We start from the raw sequence: 22,296 nt of genomic DNA, 5'->3' as shown, positions 1-22,296 counted from the left end.
GGGCGCTTCGTTGCAGGGAGTGCGACTCTCTAGTACACTCGGACGAATATCGATGCAGCAGTGATTTAACGCGGCTATATCGCGGCTAATAAGAGATTTCACGTGCCCCTACAAACGCAAATCGATCCGGTCGTCAGTTTTATAAATACACAGGGCGAGGCCGTACGCGGCACCATCGTCAATCTCCAGCGTCAATCGCTGGTCATGGAAGTCTATAATCCCTATTCGATTGTCCAGGTCAGCGAAGTATTAAGCGAACTGACCGTACGCATCGGCACTACCAGCGTTTACATGGGCAAGGCGGTGGTCATCAGCATGGTGAACACCGGGCTGACGGCCATGGTGTCCGTCAGCCTGACCGACGAATGGCGCGAGCTGGCCGATGAGGTGCTGGCGCCGGGCGCCATCGGCGAGAAGGCGCAGGACTTCGTCAACGGCTGGAGCGAGCGTTTCCGCATCCGCCGCGACTACCAGATCGTGGTCAATGAAACCCGCGCTTTCCTGGCCGATGCCTCGCGCTGGCTGGAACAGGTGGACCTGTCGGCATCGCTGCCGCGCGAAGGCAAGCGCCTGCCGATGGAGTATTTCCAGCAGCTGGCCATGCCGCTGATGAAGAAGACCAAGGACTTTTTCGACGAGATCAACCACCAGGCGTCGCTGGTCGAGGAAGAGACGGCGGCGGCCCACCGCGCCTTCGCCCAGGCCGCGCTGCACCCCTTGATCCTGCGCGCGCCGTTCGTGTTCCGCACCTTCACCAAGCCGCTCGGCTATGCGGGCGACTACCAGATGGTGAACCAGATCCTCAGCGATCCGCGCGAAGGACCGAGCACCTATTTCCAGATCGTGAACACGGCCTTCCTGCAGACTGCCGTGGCGGCGGCGCACCGCAACCGCATCGATATCCTGGTGGACTACCTGTGCCGCCTGGCCGACCAGGCGCGCGAGGCCGGACGGCCGTTCCGCGTGCTGAACGTGGGCTGCGGCCCGGCGCAGGAGATCCAGCGCTTCCTGCAGCGCTACCCGAATCCGGAACTGCTGCAGTTCATGCTGGTGGACTTCAGCGCCGAAACGCTGGAGTGGACCCGCAATACCCTGGACGGCATCCAGCGCGCGGTGGGCAGCGCCGTGACCATCGAGTTCACCCACGATTCGGTGCACCAGCTGCTGAAGAAGCGGGTGGAAGCCAGCAGCGCGGGGCAGGGCGAGTTCGACGCCGTCTACTGCGCCGGCCTGTTCGACTACCTGTCGGACAAGGTCTGCATCAAGCTGAATAACTACTTTGCTTCGCGCAGCCGCGCGGGCGGCAGCCTGATGGTCACGAATGTCCACAGCAGCAATCCGGAGCGCTTCAGCATGGAGCACATCCTGGAGTGGTACCTGATCTACCGCGACGAGGCGCGCATGGAAGCCATCCTGCCGGAACGCCGCGGCGCGACCCACCTCTTCACCGATTCCACCGGCGTCAACGTGTTCGCCGAAACCATCGTCAATCCGCATGGAACAAATAGCCAGCCTGCCGCGCGCCAGTTATGAAGAGGAACTGAGCGGCTACCACCTGCTGTCGAGCAGGGCCTGCGCCGTCACGGTCATCGTGCTGGTGCTGCTGGGGATTGTGCTCGACTATGCGATGTATCCGCAGGAGATGATGCGTTTCGCGCTGGTGCGCGTGGGCACCAGCGTGGCCATCCTGGCTGCGCTGGCCCTGCTGTACACGCCGTTCGGCAAGCGCCATGTGGGCGCCGTGACCTTTGTCTGGCTGACCTTCCCGCAGCTGATGATCGCGTGGATGATCTGGGCCACGCAGGGCGAGAGTTCGCTGTTCTATGCCGGCATTATCCTCACCACCTATGCGGTGGGCACGCTGTTCCCGGTCGGGTACAAGTACACGCTGAGCTTCGGCCTGCTGACCATGCTGCTGTACTACCTGGCCTGCGCGCTGCGGCCGGAGGGCATCGTGGACCGCAGCCAGTTCCTGTTCCACTCCACCATCATCCTGTTCTCGGTGCTGGGCAGCACGGTCTACACCTTCTATAACGAGCGTGGACGGCGCCAGCTGTTCGCACTGAAGGACGAGCTGGCGCAGAAGAATGCGCAGCTGGAGCTGACCAACCGCAGCCTGGCCGATATCAAGGGCCAGATGCTGCAGCAGGAGAAAATGGCGGCGCTGGGCACGCTGGCCGCCGGCCTGCTGCACGAAGTGAACAATCCGGTCAACTTCTGCCTGATGGCGATCGAGCTGGCCAGCGAGGAGCCGGTGGCGAAGAGCAGTCCCACGCTGATGGAATGCCTGGCCGATGCGCGCCAGGGCATGCAGCGGGTGCAGTACATCGTGTCCGACCTGAAGACTTTCGCCTACCGCAAAAAAGGCGCGGACTACGACAATACCCAGTTCCTGTTCGAGCGCGCGCTGGACGCGGCGGTGCGCCTGGTGGGGCATGAAATCAAGGGCATCGAGGTGCGGCGCGAACTGCCGGGCGATACCCTGGTGCGCGGCGACGAAGCGGCGATTATCGGCGTGCTGATCAACCTGCTGAGCAATGCGGCGATGGCGCTGCGCCGCACCGCGGAGCGCAAGCCGCAGATCACGGTGCGGGCCGCCATCGACGGCGAGCGCCTGCGCGTGATGGTGCAGGATAACGGGCCGGGCATTGCGCCGGAAAACCTGGGCCGGGTGTTCGAACCCTTCTTCACCACGCGCGAAGTGGGACAGGGCCTGGGCCTGGGACTGAGTATCTGTTATAGCGTGGTGCAGCGCCATGGCGGCCTGCTGGCGGTGGAGAGTGTGGCGGACGAGTTCACCAGATTCAGTTTCGACCTGCCGCGCGCGGCGGGCGGGGAGCGTTGAATGGCTGAAACCGATCAGAAGAAAGTGGCGACCGTCCTGTATGTGGACGATGAGGAGATGGCCTGCAAGTATTTTGTGCGCGCCATCGAAGCCGATTACGAGGTGCTGACCGCGCCCGGCGTCAACGAGGCGCTGGAGATCCTGCGCCGCCCCGATTCCGGCATCGAGGTATTGGTGACGGACTACCGCATGCCGGGCCGCGTGGGCGGCGAGCTGCTGCGCCAGGTGGAGCAGGAATATCCGCACCTGGTGCGCATCCTCGTAACCGCCTTTGCCGACAAGGATGTGCTGCTGGAGACGGTGAACGGCGGCGATATCTTCCGCATCCTGGAAAAGCCGGTCGACGTGGAGGTGCTGCGCAGCGCCCTGCGCCTGGCCAGCGACAACGCGCGCGAGCGCGCCGCGCGCCGCCACAGCCTGCTGGCCATCGAGGAAACCGTGGCCTTCCTGGCGCATGAGCTGAATACGCCGCTGTCCACCATCGCCAATTTCGCGCGCAGCATCCAGCGCCGTGTGAACGGCCCGGAGAAGGAACATGCGCTGCCGCTGAAGGCGGAAATCGGCAACGCCGCAGCCCATATGAGCGACAATGCGCGCTACTGCCTGGCCGTGCTGTCCTCCTTCGTGGACTCGGTGAAGCGGGCCTGCGTGGTGCCGCCGGCCCAGCTGACGGGCGGCAGCGCGCAGCAGCTGATCGGCAGCATCCTGAACAGCTACCCGCTGACGCCGCAGCAGCGCGCAGGCATTGCGCTCGACGTGCGGGGCGATTTCACGGTGCGCATTTCACCCAACTGCGTGGCGCTGGTGCTGTCCTCGGTGCTCAGCAATGCGCTGCGCGCGCTGGAGGGGCACCCGCAGCCCGCGATCCGCTTTGTGGTGTCCACCGAAGGGCGGCCCCATATCGCCATCGAGGACAACGGGCCGGGCATCCCGCCCGCCATCCTCAACCGGCTGCTGCTCGACCCCGTCACCATGCATGGCCAGAACGGGGGCAGCGGCTGGGGCCTGATATTCTGTAACCGCGTGATGCAGTCCTTCGGAGGCCACCTGCGCGTACAGTCGGGCGAGGGCCAGCCAACGACCATTACTTTGAATTTCCCGGCATCAGAAAAGGAACCAGCATGACCGAAGCCAGCAGGCCAGTCCCGGCCATTCTTTATGTGGACGACGAGGCGACGGCCCTCAAGTACTTCCAGCGCGCATTGGGTTCCATGGCTCCCGTGATCACCGCCGAATCGGTGGAGGAGGGCAAACGCATCCTGGATGAGCAGTCCGATTCCATCGCCGTGCTGGTGTCCGACCAGCGCATGCCCGGCGCCTACGGCAATGAGCTCCTGTTCTATGCGTGGGACCGCTATCCGCACATCGTACGCATCCTGACCACGGCCTATTCGGAACTCGAACATACGGTGGAAGCCGTGAACCAGGGGCAGATCCACCGCTATATCCAGAAACCATGGGATATCGCGGCGCTGCGCATGGAGATCAAGCAGGCGCTGGAACTGGCGCGGCTGCGCAAGGAGCATTCGCAGCTGCTGCGCGAAAAGCTGCTGGTGCGCCAGCGCCAGACCGTGGCGCACCGCATCGGCACCGTGTACACCCTGTCGGCCAGCATCGGCGGCGAGATGCCGGTGGTGCCGGTGGAAGCCTACCTGTCCGGCGCGCTGTGCGTCGGCATGACGCCGCCGGAACCGGATTGGCTGATGATGGACCACGCTGACCTGATCAGCGCGGAGGCTTTCCGCAGCGCGGCTTTCGGCCGCGAGGTGCGCGCCCGGCTTGCGCAGCTGGAGCAGCGCCTGGACGGCGGCGAGATGGCACAGGCGCTGGCGGCGCTGGCTCCAGGCTTCGGCGACGGCGTGCAGGCGAACGGCGACGGCATCCTGTTCCCGGACGATGCGGCGCTGGCCGAATACCTGGAAACGGCGGCGCAAACGCCGGTCTCGGCGCAGCATGCGGCATGGCTGGCGGGCTTGCTGTGGCTGGGCAAACGCGGCTTCACGCTGCAGCTGGCGAAGGTGGATGGCGGCGTGCAGGCGCGCCTGGTGAAGGCGGAAGCGGCGCTGTCGCCGTCGGAGCTCGCGGGCTGGGTGGAGCAGTTCTGATAGGCGTGCGCCACGCAAGGGCTTCCTTGAGTAGCATGGGGCTTTCTTTCACAGGAGGCCATCATGCCACGAGGAGCCAGCCCGAAACGCGAACGCGAATACAAGGAAATCGAAGCGAAGTTCGAAAAGGAAGGCCGCTACAAAGGCCGTGAAGAAGAAGTCGCCGCGCGCATCGTGAACAAGCAACGCAAGGAAGCCGGTGAGACGCAGGACGCGGCGCCGGCGAAAAAAGCGGCTGCGAAGAAGCCTGCGGCAAAAAAAGCGGCCGCAAGGAAAACCGCGGCGAAAAAGCCCGCGGCGAAGAAGGCCGCAGCAAAGCCGGCCGCCAGGAAAACTGCCGCGAAGAAGTCCGCGGCGAAGAAGTCCACCGCCGCCAAATCCGCCGCGCCGTCCCGCAAGCCGGCAGCCAAAGCAGGCGAGGCCTCAGGCGCCGACACCAGCGTGCCAATCCGGAACTACGAGAAGCTCACGGTGCAGGAAGTGCGCAGCGCCGTGGCCGAGCTCACGGCGGCCCAGCGCAGCAAGGTGCGCCGCTACGAAACCTCGCACAAGAACCGCAAGGGAGTGCTGCAGGCGCTGGACCGCATGCACTGATTCAGCGCGTTGCCTGCAGCAGCCCAAGTGCTGCCGTGAGCAGCAGCAGGGCGCCCAGGATGCGCGAGGTCAGCGCTGCCGCAGCCGGATTGCGCCCGAACCAGTGCGTGGCCTGCGCCGCCGCCAGCGCCAGCGCGCCATAAACGGCGGTCTGGGTAGCCGCCGTGATGGCGCCCAGTACGCCGGACTGCAGCCATAGCGGCCCGGCCCCCGCGCGCAGGAACTGCGGAAAGATCGCCAGCATGAACACATAGGCCTTGGGATTCAGCAGGCTGGTAAGCATCGCGCGGCGGAAGATCACCTGCGGCGCCAGCACGCTGCTGCCATGCTCCGGCTGGAAAATGGCGCTGCTGCGCATCAGCGTCACCCCCATCCACGCGATATACAGCGCGCCCGCCACCAGGATCACCTTGAACAGCGCCGGCCACCATTGCAGGATGATGGCGACGCCCAGTGCGCCCATCAGCAGGTGGCAGAAGCCGCCCGCCACGATGCCCGCCACGGCCGCGAATCCCGCGCGGCGTCCGCCCAGCATGGCATTGCCCATCACGTAGGCCATGTCCAGGCCGGGCAGGGCGATGATGCCGAAAACGACGACGAAATACAGCCAGAGGTGGTCCATGCGATGCTCCTTGCGTGTTGTGTGAGCGGAGCATAAATGCAATACAGGGCATATTTCGCCCTGATTTCTGCTATCGTTGGCGCATGTACCATCCCACCACCCGCGTCCTCGCCGTGCTTGAACTGCTGCAGACCCATGGCCGCATGAGCGGCGCCGACATGGCGCGCAGGCTGGAAGTGGACCAGCGCACGCTGCGCCGCTATATCGTGACGCTGGACAGCCTGGGCATTCCGATCACGGCCGAGCGTGGCCGGCACGGCGGCTATGCGCTGATGCCGGGCTTCAAGCTGCCGCCCATGATGTTTACCGACGACGAAGCGCTGGCCCTTTCGGTCGGCCTGCTGGCGGCACGCAGCCTGGGCCTGGCGGATGCCGCGCCCGCCGTCGCGAGCGCCCAGGCCAAGCTGGAACGCATCATGCCGGACGGCCTGAAACGCCGCGTCGGCGCCATCGACGCCACGGTGAGCCTCGACCTGCAGCGCAGCGCCGCGGCGCCGGACAATGCGGCGCTGGCGGCCCTCAGCGCGGCGGCCCAGGTGCGCCAGCGCGTGCGGCTGCGCTACCGTGGCCGCAGCCCGGACGATGTCAGCGAGCGCGCCTTCGACACCTATGGCCTGGCCTGGTACCTCGGCTTCTGGTATGCGGTCGGCCACTGCCACCTGCGCAATGCCATGCGCACTTTCCGGCTGGACCGCGTGCAGCAGGTGCAGCCGCTGCTGCAGGCCTTCGAACGGCCGCAGGACTTCGATGCGCTGGCCCACCTGCGCCATACGATTGCGGCGCTGCCGCGCAAGTTCGCGGCCACCGTGCTGCTGAAAACCACGCTGGCCGAAGCGCAGGCCCAGCTGCGCGAATACATGGGGCTTTTCGAGCAGACGCCGGACGGCATCGTGCTGCATAACCAGTCGGACGAACTGGAATGGCTGGCGCGCCAGCTCGCCGGCCTGCCGTTCGGATTCGAGGTGCGGCAGCCGACGGAACTGCGGCAGGTACTGCGGCGCCATGCCGAACAGCTGTTGCAAGGACTGAAGGCCGGTTAGAATGCGGGCACTTCGTTTTTGATGCAGGAATCATGCTTCAGCAATTGATCGGCGCTGCCTTGCTGGCGGCGAGCGGCCTGGCCTTCGCCAGCTGTCCGCAGCATTATGTGGAAGGCCGCGCGCCCGAGATCCGCAACGAGCGCCTGGCGAAATCGACGCAGGAGCTGTGCTACAAGGTGTTCGGCATCATGCATTCCGGCGTCACGCGCACGCCGCTCTGGTCGGCCGAGCACCTCACCGCGCACAACCTGGCGGCCGCCAGCGGCCTGTCGCGCGAGAACAGCTTCCACCCGGAGCCGCGCCTGCCGCGCCAGCAGCGCGCCGAACTGGCCGACTATGCGCGCAGCGGTTTCGACCGCGGACATATGGCGCCGAACGGCGACATGCCGGACCGCGAGAGCCAGCAGCAAAGCTTCTCGCTGGCGAATATGGTGCCCCAGGATTCGGACAATAACCGCCACCTGTGGTCATCCATCGAGCAGGCCGTGCGCAAGATGGCGAAGAAGGAAGGCGCCCTGTATGTGCTGACCGGCCCCGCCTTCATCGGCAGCGAGCTGCAGAAAGTGGGCAATGTGCTCGTGCCCACCCACCTGTACAAGGTGGTGTACAGCCCGCGCCAGCGCGCCGGCGCCGCCTGGTTCGTGGCCAATGCAGGCGACGCGAAACCCGAAGTGCTGAGCATTGCGCAACTGGAAAGCAGGATCGGCATCAACCTGTTACCGTCCTTGCCGGCGGCGCAGAAGGAAGTCATGCTGCGCCTGCCGAAAATGAAAGCAGGCAAACGGAAAGGCTGATATGGGCAAGAACAGTTTTACCCCCTACGCCAACGAGGCCGATGTGCTCAACATCGGCTCGCTCGCCATCGAAAACCGGGTGGACCGCGTGAGCCTGCACGGCGCCGTGGATCTCACGCGCGACCAGCAGGGCCTGGCGCGCGCCCGCGCGCTGCACGAGCTGCTGGGCGCCGTGCTGGCGCAGCTGGAAAGCGAGACCCTGCCCGCAGCGCTGCCCGCGCCGAAAACAAAAAAGGTAGCCAATCCTTTCGAATGAAGGCAAACTTCGCGCATGGACGCTATCGACCTGCAAATATTAGGCATCATACAAAGCGATAACCGCCGCTCCGCCGCCGATATCGGCCAGGAGATCGGCCTGTCCGTGTCCGCCGTGAGCGACCGGGTGCGGCGCCTGAACGCTTCCGGCGTGGTGGCGGCCAACCGCGCCGTGATCGATCCGCTGCGCGTGGGGCTTGGCATATGTGCATTTATTTTTGTCGACCTGGAACCCCGCGCCGATGAAGCGGCCTTCGTGCAGCGCGTGACGGCGCTGCCGGAGGTGCAGGAGGCGCACCACATCACCGGCCCCCATAGCTGGCTGGTGAAAGTGCGGGTGCGCGACACGGCGGCGCTGCAACAGTGGATGATGGAACAACTGAAGCCGCTTCCCGGCGTGTTGCGTACCGAAACCCTGATTGCGCTGACCAGCGCAAAAGAGAGCTCCGAACTCACGATTCCCGCTGCGCCCGTGCTACCATGAGCCAAGTCATCTCGGCACCGAAGCATCATGAGTCTTAGCACCGGCATCAATTCCATCGACTCCCTGGTTTACAGCAGCTGGAATACCTCTGCGCACCAGCCCATTTCCCTGACGTTCAGCTTCCTGCAGCGCCCCGCGGGCGACTTCAGCGCGGACGACGCCAAAGGCTTCCAGCCGATGACGGCGGCGCAGCAGGAAGCAGTCCGTGCGGCGCTCGCCAGCTGGACCTCGGTCGCCAACGTCACCTTCACGGAAGTGCCGGGCGGCGGCAGGCTGCAGTTCGGGACTAACGACCAGCGTGACGACGGCAGCAGCGCCTACGCCTATCTGCCGCAGCCGGGCACGGATCATGTGTACATGTTCCTCAGCACGGCGAGCAACGCCAACTACAATTTCACGCCCGGCAGCTACGGTCCATCCGTGCTGCTGCACGAAACCGGGCACCTGCTGGGCCTCAAACATCCGGGCAACTACGATTCAACCGGGAACCCGCTGCCGGGAGCCTCGCTGCCAAAGGAGGAGGACAGCGGCGACTATACGCAGATGTCGTATACGCCGCCCGCCAGCACCGGCCGCACCGGCTATTACGGCAGCACACCGGCGCTGTACGACATCCAGGCGGTGCAGTACCTGTACGGAGCGAACCTGAATTACCGCACCGGCAACGATACCTACAGCTTCAGCAGCCAGTCCACCGTGCAATGCATCTGGGATGCGGGCGGTGTGAACACCTTCGACTTCTCGGCCTGCACCGGCGCCACGGTCATCAACCTGAATGCGGGCGCTTTCAGCGAAACCTCGAAGGCCCTGCACAATATTTCGATTGCCTACGGCGTCACCGTGCAGAACGCGATCGCGGGCAGCGGCGGGTCCACCATTTACGGCAACGGGGCCGATAACCAGATCACCGGCGGCGCCGGACGCGATACGGTGGTGTTCACCAAATCCTATGCCTCCTACGTGCTGCAGAACTCCGCCAGCGGCATCCTGGTGGTGGGCGAGGGCCGTGACCTGCTGCAGGGGATTGAAGTGCTGCAGTTTGCCGACCGCAGCATCCAGGCAAGCGAGGTGGCGGCCTTGTTGCCGACGCTGGGCGGCGCTGCCAACGACACCTTCTACGCCGCTTCGGCCAACCCCGTGATCGATGGTGGCAGCGGCCTGGATACGCTGGTGTTCACGGGCGCGCACACGGGCTACGAGATCCGGCGCGTGGACGGCGGCTATGCCATCACGAGCAATGGCGGCAGCAATGTGGTGAGCAACCTGGAGCGCCTGGTGTTCAGCGACGGCGGCGTGGCGCTCGATACCGATGGCGCGGCAGGCCAGCTTTACCGCCTGTATGAAGCCGCCTTCGTGCGCACGCCGGATGCCGGCGGCATGGGCTACTGGCTCGGCGTGCAGACGCAGGGCGCCTCGCTGCAGGCGATTACGCGCGATTTCATCCGCAGCCAGGAATTTGTCGACCGCTACGGCGCCAACCAGAGCGATGCCGACTTCGTCACCACGCTGTACCGCAACGTGCTGCACCGTACGCCCGATGAAGATGGGCTGGCATTCCATGTCGGGTCCCTGCATGCCGGGCACTCGCGGGAAGAGGTGCTGCTCACGTTCTCGGAGTCGCCGGAGAATGTGGCGCTGGTAGCACAGACCATGCCGGTGGGGCTGTTCTATACCTGATCGGTGCAATCGTCCGGAAGGCTGATGCGGTTGCGGCCCATGTGCTTGGCGCGGTAGAGCGCCGCGTCGGCCGTGGCCACCAGCTGCGCCGGCAGGCTTTCCGGCGCCGGCAGCGCGGTCGCCGCGCCGATACTCACCGTGACCACGCGCTTCCCGGTGCCGAGGTTGGGCAGCTGCAGCGCTTCCACCCGGCAGCGGATGCGTTCCGCCACAATGGCCGCGCCTTTCAGCGCCTGGTTCGGCAGCACCACCGCGAATTCCTCGCCTCCATAGCGCGCCACCAGGTCATTGGCCCGCATCTCGCTGGCCACCGCCGTGGCAATGCGCTGCAGGCAGGTGTCGCCGCCCACGTGGCCGTAGGCGTCGTTGTACTGCTTGAAGTTGTCGACATCGACCATCAGCAGCGACAGCGGCTGCTGGTGGCGCTGGGCGCGCTGCCATTCGCCGTGCAGGGTTTCATCGAAGCAGCGGCGGTTGGCGAGGCCGGTCAGTGCATCGCGCGTGGCCAGCTGTTCCAGCGCCTGGCGGGCCTGCTTTTCCTCGGTCATGTCGCGCACCGTTTCAATGGCGGCGATCATGCGGCCCTCGCTGTCCTGTACCGGGCTGGCATCCACCGCCAGGTAGCGCCGGTGTCCGGTGCGCGGCAGCAGGCACCAGTTTTCGGCGCACAGGCTCTGGCCGCGTTCCCCGCCCAGGCTCCAGCGCTCGAACAGGGCAGGCGCATCGGCGCTGCGGCCTTGCAGCAGCAGGTCGGCCGCAGTGGGGCGGGCGCGGTCGTAGAAGCAGCGCCAGTGTTCCGCCGTGCCCAGCACCTGGTAGGCCGGCACCCCCGTCAGCCGCTCGCAGGCGCGATTCCACAGGATCACCTTGCCGCGCACATCCACCACGAAGGTCGGGATCGCCAGCAACTCCAGCAGTTTGAAGGCAAAGCCGTGGTGCTCGGGAGCGGGCGTGGGCGTGGGCAGGCGCTGTCGGCTGTTCATTGTCGGGGAAGAGGCGGGATTGAGGTCTGGCCATTGTTGCTGCGCTTGAGGCGTGAAATATTGACTACGCGCAATCTTCAGGAGAAAAGGGCAATGCCGCCGGGCGCCGCGCCTTGGCATATAATAGAGGGTTGCCTCCCGGCCCAAGCAGGCCGTTTTCGGGACTCATTGTGACTTACAGCATTAAAGAAATCTTTTATACCTTGCAGGGCGAGGGCGCGCACGCCGGGCGGCCGGCCGTGTTCTGCCGCTTTGCAGGCTGCAATCTGTGGACCGGGCGCGAAAGCGACCGCGCCGGCGCCGTCTGCCAGTTCTGCGATACCGACTTCGTGGGCACCGATGGTGAGCGCGGCGGCAAGTTCGCCACGCCGGATGCGCTGGCGGACGTCATCGACGGCCTGTGGCCGGAAACGCATGCGCCCAGCAAATATGTGGTGTTCACCGGTGGTGAACCGCTGCTGCAGCTGGATGCGGCGCTGATCGATGCCATGCATGCGCGCGGTTTCACCATCGCCATCGAAACCAATGGCACGCTGCCGGTGCCGGAAGGCGTAGACTGGATCTGCGTGAGCCCGAAAATGGGGTCGAAGCTGGTGGTCGGGAAGGGCAATGAAATCAAGGTCGTGATTCCGCAGAAGGACCAGGATCTGGGCGCCTACGAGGGCCTGGACTTCGAGAATTTCTTCGTGCAGCCGATGGACGGCCCGCTGGCAGCCTTCAACACTACGCTGGCCATCGAAACCTGCAAGCGCAATCCGAAGTGGAAACTGAGCCTGCAAACCCATAAATTATTGAATATTCCCTGACATGCTGACCATTACCCGCAAGCTCGAATTCGACGCCGGCCACCGGATTCCCGACCACAAAAGCCAGTGCCGCAACCTGCATGGCCACCGCTATACGCTTGAAATCACGCTGACCGGCCAGGTCATCACGGCCGAAGGCAATTCGGACAACGGCATGATCATGGACTTTTCGGACGTGAAAGCCATCGCCAAGGAACACCTGGTGGACGTATGGGACCACGCCTTCCTCGTCTACGAAAAGGACGCGGCCGTGAAGGAGTTCCTGGCCTCGCTGCCGAACCACAAGACGGTGGTGATCGACCGCATTCCCACGGTGGAGAACCTGGCCGCGGTGGCGTGGGAAATCCTGAAGGCGGCCTTCAAGGACCGCTACGGCACCGGCCTGCACCTGCACAAGCTGGTGCTGCACGAAACCCCTAACTGCTGGGCCGAGATCACCGATGCTGCCTGACAGCGCAGACGAAGGCTTCATGCGCGAGGCCCTGGCCGAAGCGCGCAAGGCCTGGGATCTGGGTGAAGTGCCGGTGGGCGCGGTAGTGGTGAAGGATGGCGAGATCATCGCACGCGGCTACAACCAGCCGATCGGCGGGCACGACCCCACGGCGCACGCGGAAATCGTTGCGCTGCGCGCCGCGGCCCAGGTGCTGGGCAACTACCGGCTGCCGGGCTGCGAGCTGTATGTGACGCTGGAGCCCTGTGTGATGTGCTCGGGCGCCATGATGCACGCGCGGCTGGCGCGGGTGGTATATGGCGCCGCCGATCCCAAGACGGGCGCCTGCGGCTCGGTGGTCAATCTGTTCGAACAGGAGCAACTGAACCACCATACCGGAACCATGGCTGGCGTGCTGGCCGAAGATTGCGGTAATCTGCTGAAATCCTTCTTTTCCGCGCGCCGCGCCGCGCTCCGTGCCGAACGCGCCGCGCAAAACGACACCGGGACATCGACTTGAGCAAACCTGTTGGCATCGCCATCGCCGGCCCTGGCGGCTACGCCGTCCATGAAGACGCGCTGGCGCGCGGCATCGCCCGCCTGGAAGCGGCCGGACACCTGGTCCACAACTACTACGACCCCGCGCAGAAATACCAGCGCTTCGCAGGCACCGACGCCAGCCGCCTGGCCCAGCTGAACGCCGCGGCGGAAGATCCGGACGTGCAGGTGGTGATCGCACTGCGCGGCTCCTACGGCATGAGCCGCCTGCTGCCGTATATCGATTACCGCAAGATGGCCGACAGCGGCAAGCTGTTTGTGGGCTACAGCGACTTCACGGCCTTCCAGACGGCGCTGATGAGGGCCACGGGCCGCATCAGCTTCGCCGGCCCGATGATATGCGACGACTTCATCCGCGACGACCCGGTCGACTACACGCTGGCCCAGTTCTGGGACTGCCTGCGCGGGCCCGTGCACACCGTGCATGGGAGCGGCGAAAACAATCCCTCAGTGGACGTGCAGGGCAAGCTGTGGGGCGGCAACCTGGCCATGCTGGCGCACGTGGTGGGCACACCGTATTTCGCCAATTTCGACGATGGCATCCTGTTCCTGGAAGACATCGGCGAGCACCCGTACAAGGTGGAGCGCATGGTGCTGCAGCTGCTGCACGCCGGCGCGCTGGATGGCCAGCAGGCCATCGTGCTGGGCGACTTTGGCGGCTACCGCCTGTCCGACGCCGACAATGGCTACAACTTCGACGAAATGCTGGCCTTCTTGCGCCAACGTCTGCCAATGCCTATCCTGACGGGCCTCCCGTTCGGCCACATCAAGGCCCGCTGCACGCTCCCCTTCGGCGCCACCGCCCGCCTGCAATCGGCCGACGGCAGCTTTACCCTCACCCTGACCGACTACCCAACCCTTTGACAGACTGACACCCTGGGGTCAGGCACCGCCTGTCATACTGACAAAGGTGCCTGACCCCAAGGTGTCACAGGTGGTAAAATGCGCGGTTACGAAACTTCTGCATTAAGGGCTCATCAGTGTTATCTACCGCAAATATCACCATGCAGTTCGGCGCCAAGCCGCTGTTCGAAAACATCTCCGTCAAGTTCGGCGATGGCAACCGTTATGGCCTGATCGGCGCCAATGGCTGCGGTAAGTCGACCTTCATGAAAATCCTCGGCGGCGACCTGGAGCCGTCGGCAGGCAATGTGATGCTGGACGTGAATGAGCGCCTGGGCAAGCTGCGCCAGGACCAGTTCGCGTACGAGGAAATGCGCGTGCTGGACGTGGTGATGATGGGGCACACCGAGATGTGGGCCGCGATGCAGGAACGCGATGCGATCTATGCCAATCCGGAAGCCACCGACGACGATTACATGAAGGCCGCCGAGCTGGAAGGCAAAGTGGCCGAATATGACGGCTACACCGCCGAAGCGCGAGCCGGCGAGCTGCTGCTGGGCGCCGGCGTGGCGATCGACCTGCACCAGGGCCCGATGAGCGCCGTGGCGCCGGGCTGGAAGCTGCGCGTGCTGCTGGCCCAGGCCCTGTTCTCGAACCCGGACATCCTGCTGCTCGACGAACCGACCAATAACCTGGACATCAACACCATCCGCTGGCTGGAAGAAGTGCTGAACGAGCGTGATTCGACGATGATCATCATCTCCCACGACCGCCACTTCCTGAACCAGGTCTGCACCCACGTGGCCGACATGGACTACGGCACGCTGAAGATCTATCCGGGCAATTACGACGACTACATGCTGGCCTCCACCCAGGCCCGCAACCAGCAGCTGGCCAACAACGCCAAGGCGAAGGAGAAGGTCGCCGAGCTGCAGGACTTCGTGCGCCGCTTCTCGGCAAACAAATCCAAGGCGCGCCAGGCCACCAGCCGCGCCAAGATGATCGAGAAGATCAAGGTCGAGGACATCAAGCCGTCCTCGCGCGCCTATCCCTTCGTGCGTTTCGAAGGCGAGAAGAAGCTGCACCGCCTGGCCGTGGAAGTGGACAGCATCTCCAAGACCTACGACCGCACCCTGTTCAGGAACTTCAGCATCATGGTGGAAGCGGGCGAGCGCATCGCCATCATCGGCGCCAACGGCGCCGGCAAGACCACCATGCTGCGCTGCATCGGCGGCGACCTGGCCGGCCTGCAGCCGGATACCGGTTTCGTGAAGTGGGCCGAGAACGCGAACGTGGGCTATATGCCGCAGGACCCGACCGAGGAATTCGCCACCGACGCCACGCTCACCGACTGGATGGGCAAATGGACCAAGGAAGGCGACGACGACCAGGCCGTGCGCTCGATCCTGGGCCGCCTGCTGTTCGGCGGCGACGAAGTCAAGAAATCGGTGCGTGTCCTGTCAGGCGGCGAGAAAGGCCGTATGATGTACGGGAAGCTGATGCTGGGCCGCCACAACGTGCTGCTGCTGGACGAACCGACCAACCACATGGACATGGAGTCCATCGAATCGCTCAACATCGCGCTGGAGAAGTATGCCGGCACCCTGATCTTCGTTTCGCATGACCGCGAGTTCGTGTCCTCGCTGGCCAACCGCATCATCGAGATCAAGGAAAACGAAGTCGTCGACTTCCGCGGCAACTACGAAGATTATCTGAAGAGCCAGGGTATCGATTAAACATGGAAGCCGTCGCCATCCCCATCAAGACTGTCGAATACGAAAAACCGCTGCTGGACCAGAACGTACAGGGCGGCAGCTGCGTGGCCCACGCCTGGGCGCGCACGCCGGCGCCGGTGAGCGCCGCCGAGAAGATCGCGCTGAAGGAACGGATCAAGATCCTGCTGCGCGAACGCAATGCGGTGCTGGTCGCCCACTACTACGTGGACGCCGACCTGCAGGACCTGGCCGAGGAAACCGGCGGCTGCGTCTCCGATTCGCTGGAGATGGCGCGCTTCGGCCGCGACCATCCGGCCAAAACGCTGGTGGTGGCGGGCGTGAAGTTCATGGGCGAGACCTCCAAGATCCTCAGTCCCGAGAAAACCGTGCTGATGCCCGACCTCGACGCGACCTGTTCGCTCGACCTGGGCTGCCCGCCGGAGGAATTCGCCGCCTTCTGCGACCAGCATCCGGACCGCACCGTGGTGGTCTACGCCAATACCAGCGCCGCCGTAAAGGCGCGTGCGGACTGGATGGTGACGTCGTCCATCGGCCTCGATATCGTCAAGCACCTGCACGAGCAGGGCAAGAAGATCCTGTGGGCGCCGGACAAGCACCTCGGCTCCTATATCCAGAAACAGACCGGCGCGGACATGCTGCTGTGGCAGGGCTCCTGCCTGGTGCACGACGAATTCAAGGGCGTGGAACTGGACCTGCTGAAGGCCGAGTATCCGGAGGCGAAAGTGCTGGTGCACCCCGAATCGCCGGCCAATGTGGTGGCGCAGGCCGACGTGGTCGGCTCGACTTCGCAGCTGATTGCGGCCGCGGTGAGCCTGCCGGCCACGCACTTCATCGTGGCCACCGACAACGGCATCCTGCACAAGATGCGCATGGCGGCGCCGACCAAGACCTTCATTGAAGCGCCGACCGCCGGCAACAGCGCCACCTGCAAGAGCTGCGCGCATTGCCCATGGATGGCGATGAACGGCCTGCGCAACCTGGCCGACGTGCTGGAAAACATGAGCAATGAAATCCACGTCGACCCTGCCGTCGGCAAACAGGCGCAGGTATCGATCAACCGCATGCTGGACTTCGCCGCTGCAAAAAAAGCGAAGGTCGCGCCAGGCGCCGACCTGGCGAAAGAAGCGCAGCTGTTCTCTGGAATCGGCCCTGCATGAGTACCCTCGTCAACCGTTTTGCCCCCTTCGATGAGGCGCTGGTGCGCGCCTATGAACAGAACCTGCTGTCCGCGTTGCTGGAAGACGTGGGCACTGGCGACCTGACCGGCCAGCTGGTGCCGGAAGCAGGGCGCTCGGTGGCGCGCGTGATCGTGCGCGAGGAGGCCGTGCTGTGCGGCGCGCCGTGGTTCGAGGGCATCATGCATGCCGTGGACCAGGCCATCGGCATCGAATGGCATTATGCCGAAGGCGATGTGATGAAGGCGGATACGCCGGTGTGCACGCTGGTGGGGCCTTCGCGGTCCCTGCTGACGGGCGAACGCGCGGCGCTGAATTTCCTGCAGCTGCTGTCCGGCGTGGCCACCGCAACGCGGCGCTATGTGGACGCGATCGCAGGCACCACGGCCGCCATCCTCGACACGCGCAAGACGCTGCCCGGCCTGCGCCTGGCGCAGAAATACGCGGTGCGCGTGGGCGGCGGGCAGAACCAGCGCCTGGCGCTGTATGACGGCATCCTGATCAAGGAGAATCACATTGCGGCGGCGGGGGGCGTGACGGCGGCGCTGGTGGCTGCCAAGCGCGTGGGCGGCGGCGTGTCGATCCAGGTGGAAGTGGAAACGCTGGAGCAGCTGGAAGAAGCGCTGACGGCAGGCGCCACCTCCGTCCTGCTCGACAACTTCGACCTCGACAAGATGCGCGCCGCCGTGCAGCAGAACCGCGGCCGCGCCTTGCTGGAAGCCTCCGGCGGCGTCAACTTCGACACCGTGCGCGCCATCGCCGAAACCGGCGTGCACCGCATCTCGATCGGCAGCCTCACCAAAGACATCCGCGCCGTCGATTACTCCCTCCGCATCACCGGCCCCGCCTGAGCTCAAGCACTACACAGCCGAGTCCGTGTCCACTTTGGTGCCTGACCCCAAGGTGGACACGGACTCAGCAACAAAAAAAGGCCGCCCCAGTGGGCGGCCTTTGCGTTCAGCGGCGCCGGTACGCCGCCGATCAAAACGGTCAGTCTGCCGCGTAGATGTCGCGGTCCTTGGTTTCCTTGATGAACAGGCCGCCGATGACCAGGGTCAGCAGCGCAACCACGATCGGGTACCACAGGCCGTAGTAGATGTCGCCCTTGAAGGCCACCAGCGCGAATACCGTGGTCGGCAGCAGGCCGCCGAACCAGCCGTTACCGATGTGGTATGGCAGCGACATCGAGGTATAGCGGATGCGGGTCGGGAACATCTCCACCAGCATCGCGGCGATCGGGCCGTACACCATGGTCACGTACAGCACCAGGATGAACAGCAGCAGCACCATCATCGGCTTGTTGATCTGGTCCGGATCAGCCTTGGCAGGGTAGCCCGCAGCCTTGATTGCCGCGCCGGCCTCTTTCTTGAATGCGGCTTCCTTGGCCTTCGAATCGGCGTCGAAGTTCAGGTTATCCGGAGTCATTACCGCGTTGAACGAGGCGACTTCGGTATCGCCCACCTTGATTTTCGCCACGCTGCCCGGAGGCGCGTCCTGCTTCGTGTAGTTCACCGAGCTGGCCGACAGGAAGCCGGTTGCGATGTCGCAGGAGGATGGGAATTTCTTCTGACCCGTCAGGTTGAACTGGAAGTGGCAGGTCGCCGGATCAGCCACCACCACCACCGGCGAGTTTTTTAGCGCCGTTTCCAGCTGCGGATTGCCGTAGTGGGTCAGGGCCTGGAAGATCGGGAAGTAGGTCAGTGCCGCAATCAGGCAGCCGCCGAGAATGATCCATTTGCGGCCGATGCGGTCGGACAGCGCACCGAACACGATGAAGAACGGCGTAGCGAGCGCCAGTGCAATGGCGATCAGGATATTGGCGGTTGCCAGTTCGATCTTCAGGGTCTGCTGCATGAAGAACAGGGCATAGAACTGGCCCGTATACCAGACGACCGCCTGGCCCATGGTCAGGCCGATCAGCGCCAGGATAACGATCTTCAGGTTGCCCCATTTGCCGAAAGCTTCGGACAGCGGCGCCTTGGAGGTCTTGCCTTCCGCTTTCATCTTGGCGAAAGCTGGCGATTCATTCATGGACAGGCGGATCCACACCGAGATGCCCAGCAGCAGGACCGAAACCAGGAAGGGGATACGCCAGCCCCAGGCCGCGAATTCTTCTTCGCCCAGCGCCAGGCGGCAGGCCAGGATCACCAGCAGGGACATGAACAGGCCCATGGTGGCGGTGGTCTGGATCCAGGAGGTGAACAGGCCGCGCTTGCCGTGCGGCGCATGTTCGGCCACATAGGTTGCGGCGCCGCCGTACTCGCCACCCAGCGCCAGGCCCTGCAGGATGCGCAGCGAGACCAGGATGATCGGCGCGGCAATGCCGATCGAGGCATGCCCCGGCAGCAGGCCGACGATGAAGGTGGACAGACCCATGATCAGGATCGTCACCAGGAAGGTGTATTTACGGCCAATCATGTCGCCGAGGCGGCCGAACACCAGCGCGCCGAACGGGCGCACGATGAAGCCTGCCGCGAACGCGAGCAGCGCGAAAATGAAGGTGGTGGTGGGATCGCCGATAAAGAACTGCTTGGCGATGATCGACGCCAGGGCGCCGTAAAGATAGAAGTCGTACCACTCGAATACCGTACCCAGCGAAGAAGCGAAGATCACCTTCTTCTCTTCAGCGGTCATCGGCGCGCCTTTGCTTGTCCCCACACGTGAATCTGCAGTGCCAGAGCTGATTGCCATAATGTTGTCTCCATATAATTAGAATGCCACCGTGTTACTTTCTTGGCATGGTGGAGTGTGTGCGCGAATCCTTACGTCATGCTTGCTCCAAACTTACGCCGAACTTACACGAACGACCGTGCTAATTGTGCTATGCTCGCTCGACTAAACCAATGCAAGGAGACTTCTCATGACTGACGCCGTCATCGTATCGACCGCCCGCACCGGCCTCGCCAAATCCTGGAAAGGCGCGTTCAACATGACGCACGGCGCCACCATGGGCGCCCACGCGCTGCAGCATGCCGTGGAGCGCGCGGGCATCGAGCCGGGCGAGGTGGAAGATGTGCTGGTGGGCTGCGCCTTTCCAGAGGGCGCCAACGGCGGCAACCTGGCGCGCCAGGTGGTGCTGCGTGCCGGCTTCCCGATCACTACGGCGGGCATGACGATCAACCGTTTCTGTTCCTCTGGCCTGCAGACCATCGCTACCGCCGCACAGCGCATCATCGCGGGCGAGGGCGATATCTATGCGGCGGGCGGCGTGGAGTCCATTTCCTGCGTGGCGCAGGAGATGAACCTGCATATGTATCGCGAGGTATGGCTGCAGGAGCACAAGCCTGAGATCTATATGCCCATGCTGCAGACCGCCGAGAACGTGGCGAAGCGCTACAGCATCAGCAAGGAGCGCCAGGATGAATACGGCGTGCGCAGCCAGCAGCGTGCCGCCGCCGCGCAGGCCGCAGGCCTGTTCAAGGATGAAATCGTGCCGATGACCGTGACCATGGGCGTGGCCGACAAGGCCACCGGCATGCTTGGCACGCGCGAAGTAACCATCGCAGCGGACGAAGGCATCCGACCGGATACCACGCTGGAGGGCGTGTCCGGAATCCGCAGCGCAGTGCCGGGCGGCGTGATCACGGCCGGTAATGCCAGCCAGTTCTCGGATGGCGCCTCCATGGCCGTGGTGATGAATGCGAAGACCGCCGCCGCCAAAGGCCTGAAGCCGCTGGGCGTATTCCGCGGCTTTGCCGTGGCGGGCTGCGAGCCGGATGAAATGGGTATCGGTCCCGTATTCGCCGTGCCGAAGCTGCTCAGGCAGGCAGGCCTCAAAGTCGAGGATATCGGCCTGTGGGAGCTGAACGAAGCCTTTGCCGTGCAGGTGCTGTACTGCGCCGATAAACTGGGCATCCCGATGGACCGCCTGAACGTGAACGGCGGCGCCATTGCGGTGGGCCATCCTTATGGCGTATCGGGCGCGCGCCTGACCGGCCATGCCCTCATCGAAGGCAAGCGCCGTGGCGTCAAGTATGTGGTTGTCACCATGTGCATCGGCGGCGGCCAGGGCGCGGCGGGATTGTTCGAGGTGCTGTGATGATCAAGCATATCGTGATGTGGAAGCTCAAGGACCACGCCGAGGGCGCGGACCGTGCGGCCAATGCGCGCAAGATGAAAGAGCTGCTGGAAGCCTGCGCGGGCATCGTGCCGGGCATTCTCAAACTGGAAGTCGGCCTGGCGCAGCCGGGGTTGGAAGCGACTTATGACGTGGTGCTGTATTCCGAGTTCGCCAGCCGCGAGGCGTTGGACGCTTACCAGGAACATCCGCAGCACCAGGCGCTCAAGCCTTTCTTCGGCGCCGTGCGCGAAGGCCGCCAATGCATGGATTACGAAGTATGAACACCTATCAGCGTATCGTGCTCGCAGCACGTCCCAAGGGCGAAGTCCAGCCTGAAAACTTCCGCCTCGAAAGCCTGCCGCTGCCGTCCTGCGGCGAGGGCGAGGTACTGGTGCGTAACCAGTTCCTGTCGCTCGACCCGTATATGCGCGGCCGCATGAGCGATGCGAAGAGTTATGCGGCGCCGCAGCCGCTGGACGAGACCATGATCGGCGGTACCGTCGGGCAGGTGATCGAATCGCGCAACCCGCGCTTTGCGGTGGGCGACACGGTGGTGGGCATGTTCGGCTGGTCCGAAATCGGCCTGTCCGACGGCGCGCTGCTGCGCAAGGTCGATACCACGCATATTCCTGCATCGGCCTACCTGGGCGCGGTCGGCATGCCCGGCATGACGGCATGGTACGGCCTCAATCACATCATGAAGCCGAAGGCCGGCGAAACGGTGGCGGTGTCCGCCGCCAGCGGCGCGGTGGGCAGCGTGGTGGGCCAGCTGGCGAAGCTGCAGGGCTGCCGCGTGGTGGGCATCGCGGGCGGCAAGGAGAAGTGCGATTACGTGGTCAATGAGCTGGGCTTCGATGGCTGCGTGGACTATAAGGCGGGCAATCTGCGTGCGGACCTCAAGGCCGCCGCGCCGGACGGCATCGATGCCATCTTCGAGAACGTGGGCGGCGAGGTGTTCGACGCCGCGCTGGGGCGCACGAACGCCTTCGCCCGCATCGCGCTGTGCGGCATGATCGCCGGTTATAACGGCGAAGATATCCCGCTGAAGAACGCGCGCCTGCTGCTCACCAACCGCTTGCTGGTGCAGGGCTTCATCGTCACCGAGCATATGGAGCTGTGGCCGCAGGGACTGAAGGAACTGGGGCAACTGGTGGCTGCGGGCAAACTGAAGTTCCGCGAATCGGTGGCCGAAGGGCTGGCGGCAGCGCCGGATGCCTTTATCGGCCTGCTCAAGGGGCGCAATTTCGGGAAGCAGCTGGTCAGGCTGAGCTGATGTTTCTGTGAGACAA

The 22,296-nt window shown here is 64.4% G+C and carries 23 protein-coding genes; 20 read left to right on the top strand and 3 right to left on the bottom strand.

Annotated features, from left to right (window positions below; all coding sequences use genetic code 11):
• Positions 1 to 102: 102 nt before the first annotated feature.
• The 5 genes from ACJRPG_RS09440 (at position 103) to ACJRPG_RS09420 (ending at position 5,544) form a co-directional block, all read left to right on the top strand.
• Positions 103 to 1,533 carry a class I SAM-dependent methyltransferase gene (locus tag ACJRPG_RS09440; protein WP_407999808.1) on the top strand — a complete coding sequence of 477 codons (1,431 nt, stop codon included), beginning with the start codon at positions 103 to 105 and terminating at the stop codon, positions 1,531 to 1,533.
• Complete coding sequence (locus ACJRPG_RS09435) at positions 1,496 to 2,845, top strand: sensor histidine kinase (protein ID WP_407999807.1); 1,350 nt, start codon at positions 1,496 to 1,498, stop codon at positions 2,843 to 2,845. The genes ACJRPG_RS09440 and ACJRPG_RS09435 overlap by 38 nt, the downstream gene beginning before the upstream one ends.
• Positions 2,846 to 3,970 carry a hybrid sensor histidine kinase/response regulator gene (locus tag ACJRPG_RS09430; RefSeq protein WP_407999806.1) on the top strand — a complete coding sequence of 375 codons (1,125 nt, stop codon included), beginning with the start codon at positions 2,846 to 2,848 and terminating at the stop codon, positions 3,968 to 3,970.
• A complete protein-coding gene (locus tag ACJRPG_RS09425; RefSeq protein ID WP_407999805.1) occupies positions 3,967 to 4,950 on the top strand; it encodes a response regulator in 984 nt (327 codons plus the stop codon). The genes ACJRPG_RS09430 and ACJRPG_RS09425 overlap by 4 nt, the downstream gene beginning before the upstream one ends.
• Before the next feature lie 63 nt (positions 4,951 to 5,013).
• A complete protein-coding gene (locus tag ACJRPG_RS09420) occupies positions 5,014 to 5,544 on the top strand; it encodes a hypothetical protein (RefSeq protein ID WP_407999804.1) in 531 nt (176 codons plus the stop codon).
• A 1-nt stretch (position 5,545) separates the two neighbouring features.
• Here the strand turns inward: ACJRPG_RS09420 and ACJRPG_RS09415 are convergent, their stop codons facing one another.
• Positions 5,546 to 6,166 (bottom strand): LysE family translocator, encoded by a 621-nt coding sequence (locus tag ACJRPG_RS09415; protein ID WP_407999803.1) that lies wholly within the window; start codon positions 6,164 to 6,166, stop codon positions 5,546 to 5,548.
• A gap of 83 nt (positions 6,167 to 6,249) precedes the next feature.
• Here ACJRPG_RS09415 and ACJRPG_RS09410 point away from each other — a divergent pair, with 83 nt between their 5' ends.
• From ACJRPG_RS09410 to ACJRPG_RS09390, 5 genes are read left to right on the top strand one after another with little or no spacing between them, the layout of a single operon-like run.
• Entirely contained in the window at positions 6,250 to 7,206 is a 957-nt protein-coding gene (locus tag ACJRPG_RS09410; RefSeq protein ID WP_407999802.1) for a helix-turn-helix transcriptional regulator, read from the top strand.
• Positions 7,207 to 7,238: 32 nt separating this feature from the next.
• Positions 7,239 to 8,000, top strand: a complete 762-nt coding sequence (locus ACJRPG_RS09405) for a DNA/RNA non-specific endonuclease (RefSeq protein WP_407999801.1) — start codon at positions 7,239 to 7,241, stop codon at positions 7,998 to 8,000.
• A gap of 1 nt (position 8,001) precedes the next feature.
• Positions 8,002 to 8,256 carry a hypothetical protein gene (locus ACJRPG_RS09400; protein WP_407999800.1) on the top strand — a complete coding sequence of 85 codons (255 nt, stop codon included), beginning with the start codon at positions 8,002 to 8,004 and terminating at the stop codon, positions 8,254 to 8,256.
• Between the two features lie 15 nt (positions 8,257 to 8,271).
• Entirely contained in the window at positions 8,272 to 8,739 is a 468-nt protein-coding gene (locus ACJRPG_RS09395; protein WP_407999799.1) for an Lrp/AsnC family transcriptional regulator, read from the top strand.
• A gap of 27 nt (positions 8,740 to 8,766) precedes the next feature.
• Positions 8,767 to 10,416 carry a DUF4214 domain-containing protein gene (locus ACJRPG_RS09390; RefSeq protein ID WP_407999798.1) on the top strand — a complete coding sequence of 550 codons (1,650 nt, stop codon included), beginning with the start codon at positions 8,767 to 8,769 and terminating at the stop codon, positions 10,414 to 10,416.
• Here ACJRPG_RS09390 and ACJRPG_RS09385 read toward each other — a convergent pair.
• On the bottom strand, positions 10,407 to 11,399 hold the full coding sequence (locus ACJRPG_RS09385; protein WP_407999797.1) for a sensor domain-containing diguanylate cyclase: 993 nt from the start codon (positions 11,397 to 11,399) through the stop codon (positions 10,407 to 10,409). The genes ACJRPG_RS09390 and ACJRPG_RS09385 overlap by 10 nt on opposite strands.
• 170 nt (positions 11,400 to 11,569) lie before the next feature.
• On the opposite strand from ACJRPG_RS09385, the gene queE reads away from it, so the two are divergent.
• From queE to nadC, 7 genes are all read left to right on the top strand, one after another.
• Positions 11,570 to 12,205 carry a 7-carboxy-7-deazaguanine synthase gene (gene queE, locus ACJRPG_RS09380; protein WP_407999796.1) on the top strand — a complete coding sequence of 212 codons (636 nt, stop codon included), beginning with the start codon at positions 11,570 to 11,572 and terminating at the stop codon, positions 12,203 to 12,205.
• Position 12,206: 1 nt separating this feature from the next.
• On the top strand, positions 12,207 to 12,656 hold the full coding sequence (gene queD / locus ACJRPG_RS09375) for a 6-carboxytetrahydropterin synthase QueD (RefSeq protein WP_407999795.1): 450 nt from the start codon (positions 12,207 to 12,209) through the stop codon (positions 12,654 to 12,656).
• Entirely contained in the window at positions 12,646 to 13,155 is a 510-nt protein-coding gene (tadA, locus tag ACJRPG_RS09370) for a tRNA adenosine(34) deaminase TadA (RefSeq protein WP_407999794.1), read from the top strand. Before queD ends, tadA begins: the two co-directional genes overlap by 11 nt.
• Positions 13,146 to 14,057: a muramoyltetrapeptide carboxypeptidase gene (ldcA, locus tag ACJRPG_RS09365; RefSeq protein WP_407999995.1), complete on the top strand. Its 912-nt coding sequence runs from the start codon at positions 13,146 to 13,148 to the stop codon at positions 14,055 to 14,057. The genes tadA and ldcA overlap by 10 nt, the downstream gene beginning before the upstream one ends.
• Positions 14,058 to 14,173: 116 nt before the next feature.
• Entirely contained in the window at positions 14,174 to 15,772 is a 1,599-nt protein-coding gene (locus ACJRPG_RS09360) for an ABC-F family ATPase (protein WP_407999793.1), read from the top strand.
• Between the two features lie 2 nt (positions 15,773 to 15,774).
• Complete coding sequence (gene nadA, locus ACJRPG_RS09355; protein WP_407999792.1) at positions 15,775 to 16,929, top strand: quinolinate synthase NadA; 1,155 nt, start codon at positions 15,775 to 15,777, stop codon at positions 16,927 to 16,929.
• Positions 16,926 to 17,798, top strand: a complete 873-nt coding sequence (gene nadC / locus ACJRPG_RS09350; protein WP_407999791.1) for a carboxylating nicotinate-nucleotide diphosphorylase — start codon at positions 16,926 to 16,928, stop codon at positions 17,796 to 17,798. Before nadA ends, nadC begins: the two co-directional genes overlap by 4 nt.
• 139 nt (positions 17,799 to 17,937) lie before the next feature.
• Here the strand turns inward: nadC and ACJRPG_RS09345 are convergent, their stop codons facing one another.
• Entirely contained in the window at positions 17,938 to 19,638 is a 1,701-nt protein-coding gene (locus ACJRPG_RS09345) for an MFS transporter (protein ID WP_407999790.1), read from the bottom strand.
• 169 nt (positions 19,639 to 19,807) lie between these two features.
• Between ACJRPG_RS09345 and ACJRPG_RS09340 the strand changes: the two genes are divergently transcribed.
• Genes ACJRPG_RS09340 through ACJRPG_RS09330 form a run of 3 tightly spaced genes read left to right on the top strand, consistent with a single transcriptional unit; the run spans position 19,808 to position 22,280 of the window.
• A complete protein-coding gene (locus ACJRPG_RS09340) occupies positions 19,808 to 20,986 on the top strand; it encodes an acetyl-CoA C-acyltransferase (protein WP_407999789.1) in 1,179 nt (392 codons plus the stop codon).
• Positions 20,986 to 21,288: a Dabb family protein gene (locus ACJRPG_RS09335; RefSeq protein ID WP_407999788.1), complete on the top strand. Its 303-nt coding sequence runs from the start codon at positions 20,986 to 20,988 to the stop codon at positions 21,286 to 21,288. Before ACJRPG_RS09340 ends, ACJRPG_RS09335 begins: the two co-directional genes overlap by 1 nt.
• Positions 21,285 to 22,280: an NADP-dependent oxidoreductase gene (locus ACJRPG_RS09330; protein WP_407999787.1), complete on the top strand. Its 996-nt coding sequence runs from the start codon at positions 21,285 to 21,287 to the stop codon at positions 22,278 to 22,280. Before ACJRPG_RS09335 ends, ACJRPG_RS09330 begins: the two co-directional genes overlap by 4 nt.
• Positions 22,281 to 22,296 lie beyond the last annotated feature (16 nt).

It is taken from the genome of Pseudoduganella rhizocola (assembly GCF_045984285.3).
Classification (GTDB): domain Bacteria; phylum Pseudomonadota; class Gammaproteobacteria; order Burkholderiales; family Burkholderiaceae_D; genus Rugamonas.
The sequence above is the reverse complement of the archived record's forward strand: the minus strand, read 5'-3'. Positions and strand labels throughout refer to the sequence as shown.

Coding starts and splice junctions, on each gene's coding strand:
- ACJRPG_RS09435 (WP_407999807.1), top strand. CDS start 1,496: ATGGAACAAATAGCCAGCCTGCCGCGCGCCAGTTATGAAGAGGAACTG.
- ACJRPG_RS09430 (WP_407999806.1), top strand. CDS start 2,846: ATGGCTGAAACCGATCAGAAGAAAGTGGCGACCGTCCTGTATGTGGAC.
- ACJRPG_RS09425 (WP_407999805.1), top strand. CDS start 3,967: ATGACCGAAGCCAGCAGGCCAGTCCCGGCCATTCTTTATGTGGACGAC.
- ACJRPG_RS09420 (WP_407999804.1), top strand. CDS start 5,014: ATGCCACGAGGAGCCAGCCCGAAACGCGAACGCGAATACAAGGAAATC.
- ACJRPG_RS09415 (WP_407999803.1), bottom strand. CDS start 6,166: ATGGACCACCTCTGGCTGTATTTCGTCGTCGTTTTCGGCATCATCGCC.
- ACJRPG_RS09410 (WP_407999802.1), top strand. CDS start 6,250: ATGTACCATCCCACCACCCGCGTCCTCGCCGTGCTTGAACTGCTGCAG.
- ACJRPG_RS09405 (WP_407999801.1), top strand. CDS start 7,239: ATGCTTCAGCAATTGATCGGCGCTGCCTTGCTGGCGGCGAGCGGCCTG.
- ACJRPG_RS09400 (WP_407999800.1), top strand. CDS start 8,002: ATGGGCAAGAACAGTTTTACCCCCTACGCCAACGAGGCCGATGTGCTC.
- ACJRPG_RS09395 (WP_407999799.1), top strand. CDS start 8,272: ATGGACGCTATCGACCTGCAAATATTAGGCATCATACAAAGCGATAAC.
- ACJRPG_RS09390 (WP_407999798.1), top strand. CDS start 8,767: ATGAGTCTTAGCACCGGCATCAATTCCATCGACTCCCTGGTTTACAGC.
- ACJRPG_RS09385 (WP_407999797.1), bottom strand. CDS start 11,399: ATGAACAGCCGACAGCGCCTGCCCACGCCCACGCCCGCTCCCGAGCAC.
- queD (WP_407999795.1), top strand. CDS start 12,207: ATGCTGACCATTACCCGCAAGCTCGAATTCGACGCCGGCCACCGGATT.
- tadA (WP_407999794.1), top strand. CDS start 12,646: ATGCTGCCTGACAGCGCAGACGAAGGCTTCATGCGCGAGGCCCTGGCC.
- nadA (WP_407999792.1), top strand. CDS start 15,775: ATGGAAGCCGTCGCCATCCCCATCAAGACTGTCGAATACGAAAAACCG.
- nadC (WP_407999791.1), top strand. CDS start 16,926: ATGAGTACCCTCGTCAACCGTTTTGCCCCCTTCGATGAGGCGCTGGTG.
- ACJRPG_RS09345 (WP_407999790.1), bottom strand. CDS start 19,638: ATGGCAATCAGCTCTGGCACTGCAGATTCACGTGTGGGGACAAGCAAA.
- ACJRPG_RS09340 (WP_407999789.1), top strand. CDS start 19,808: ATGACTGACGCCGTCATCGTATCGACCGCCCGCACCGGCCTCGCCAAA.
- ACJRPG_RS09335 (WP_407999788.1), top strand. CDS start 20,986: ATGATCAAGCATATCGTGATGTGGAAGCTCAAGGACCACGCCGAGGGC.
- ACJRPG_RS09330 (WP_407999787.1), top strand. CDS start 21,285: ATGAACACCTATCAGCGTATCGTGCTCGCAGCACGTCCCAAGGGCGAA.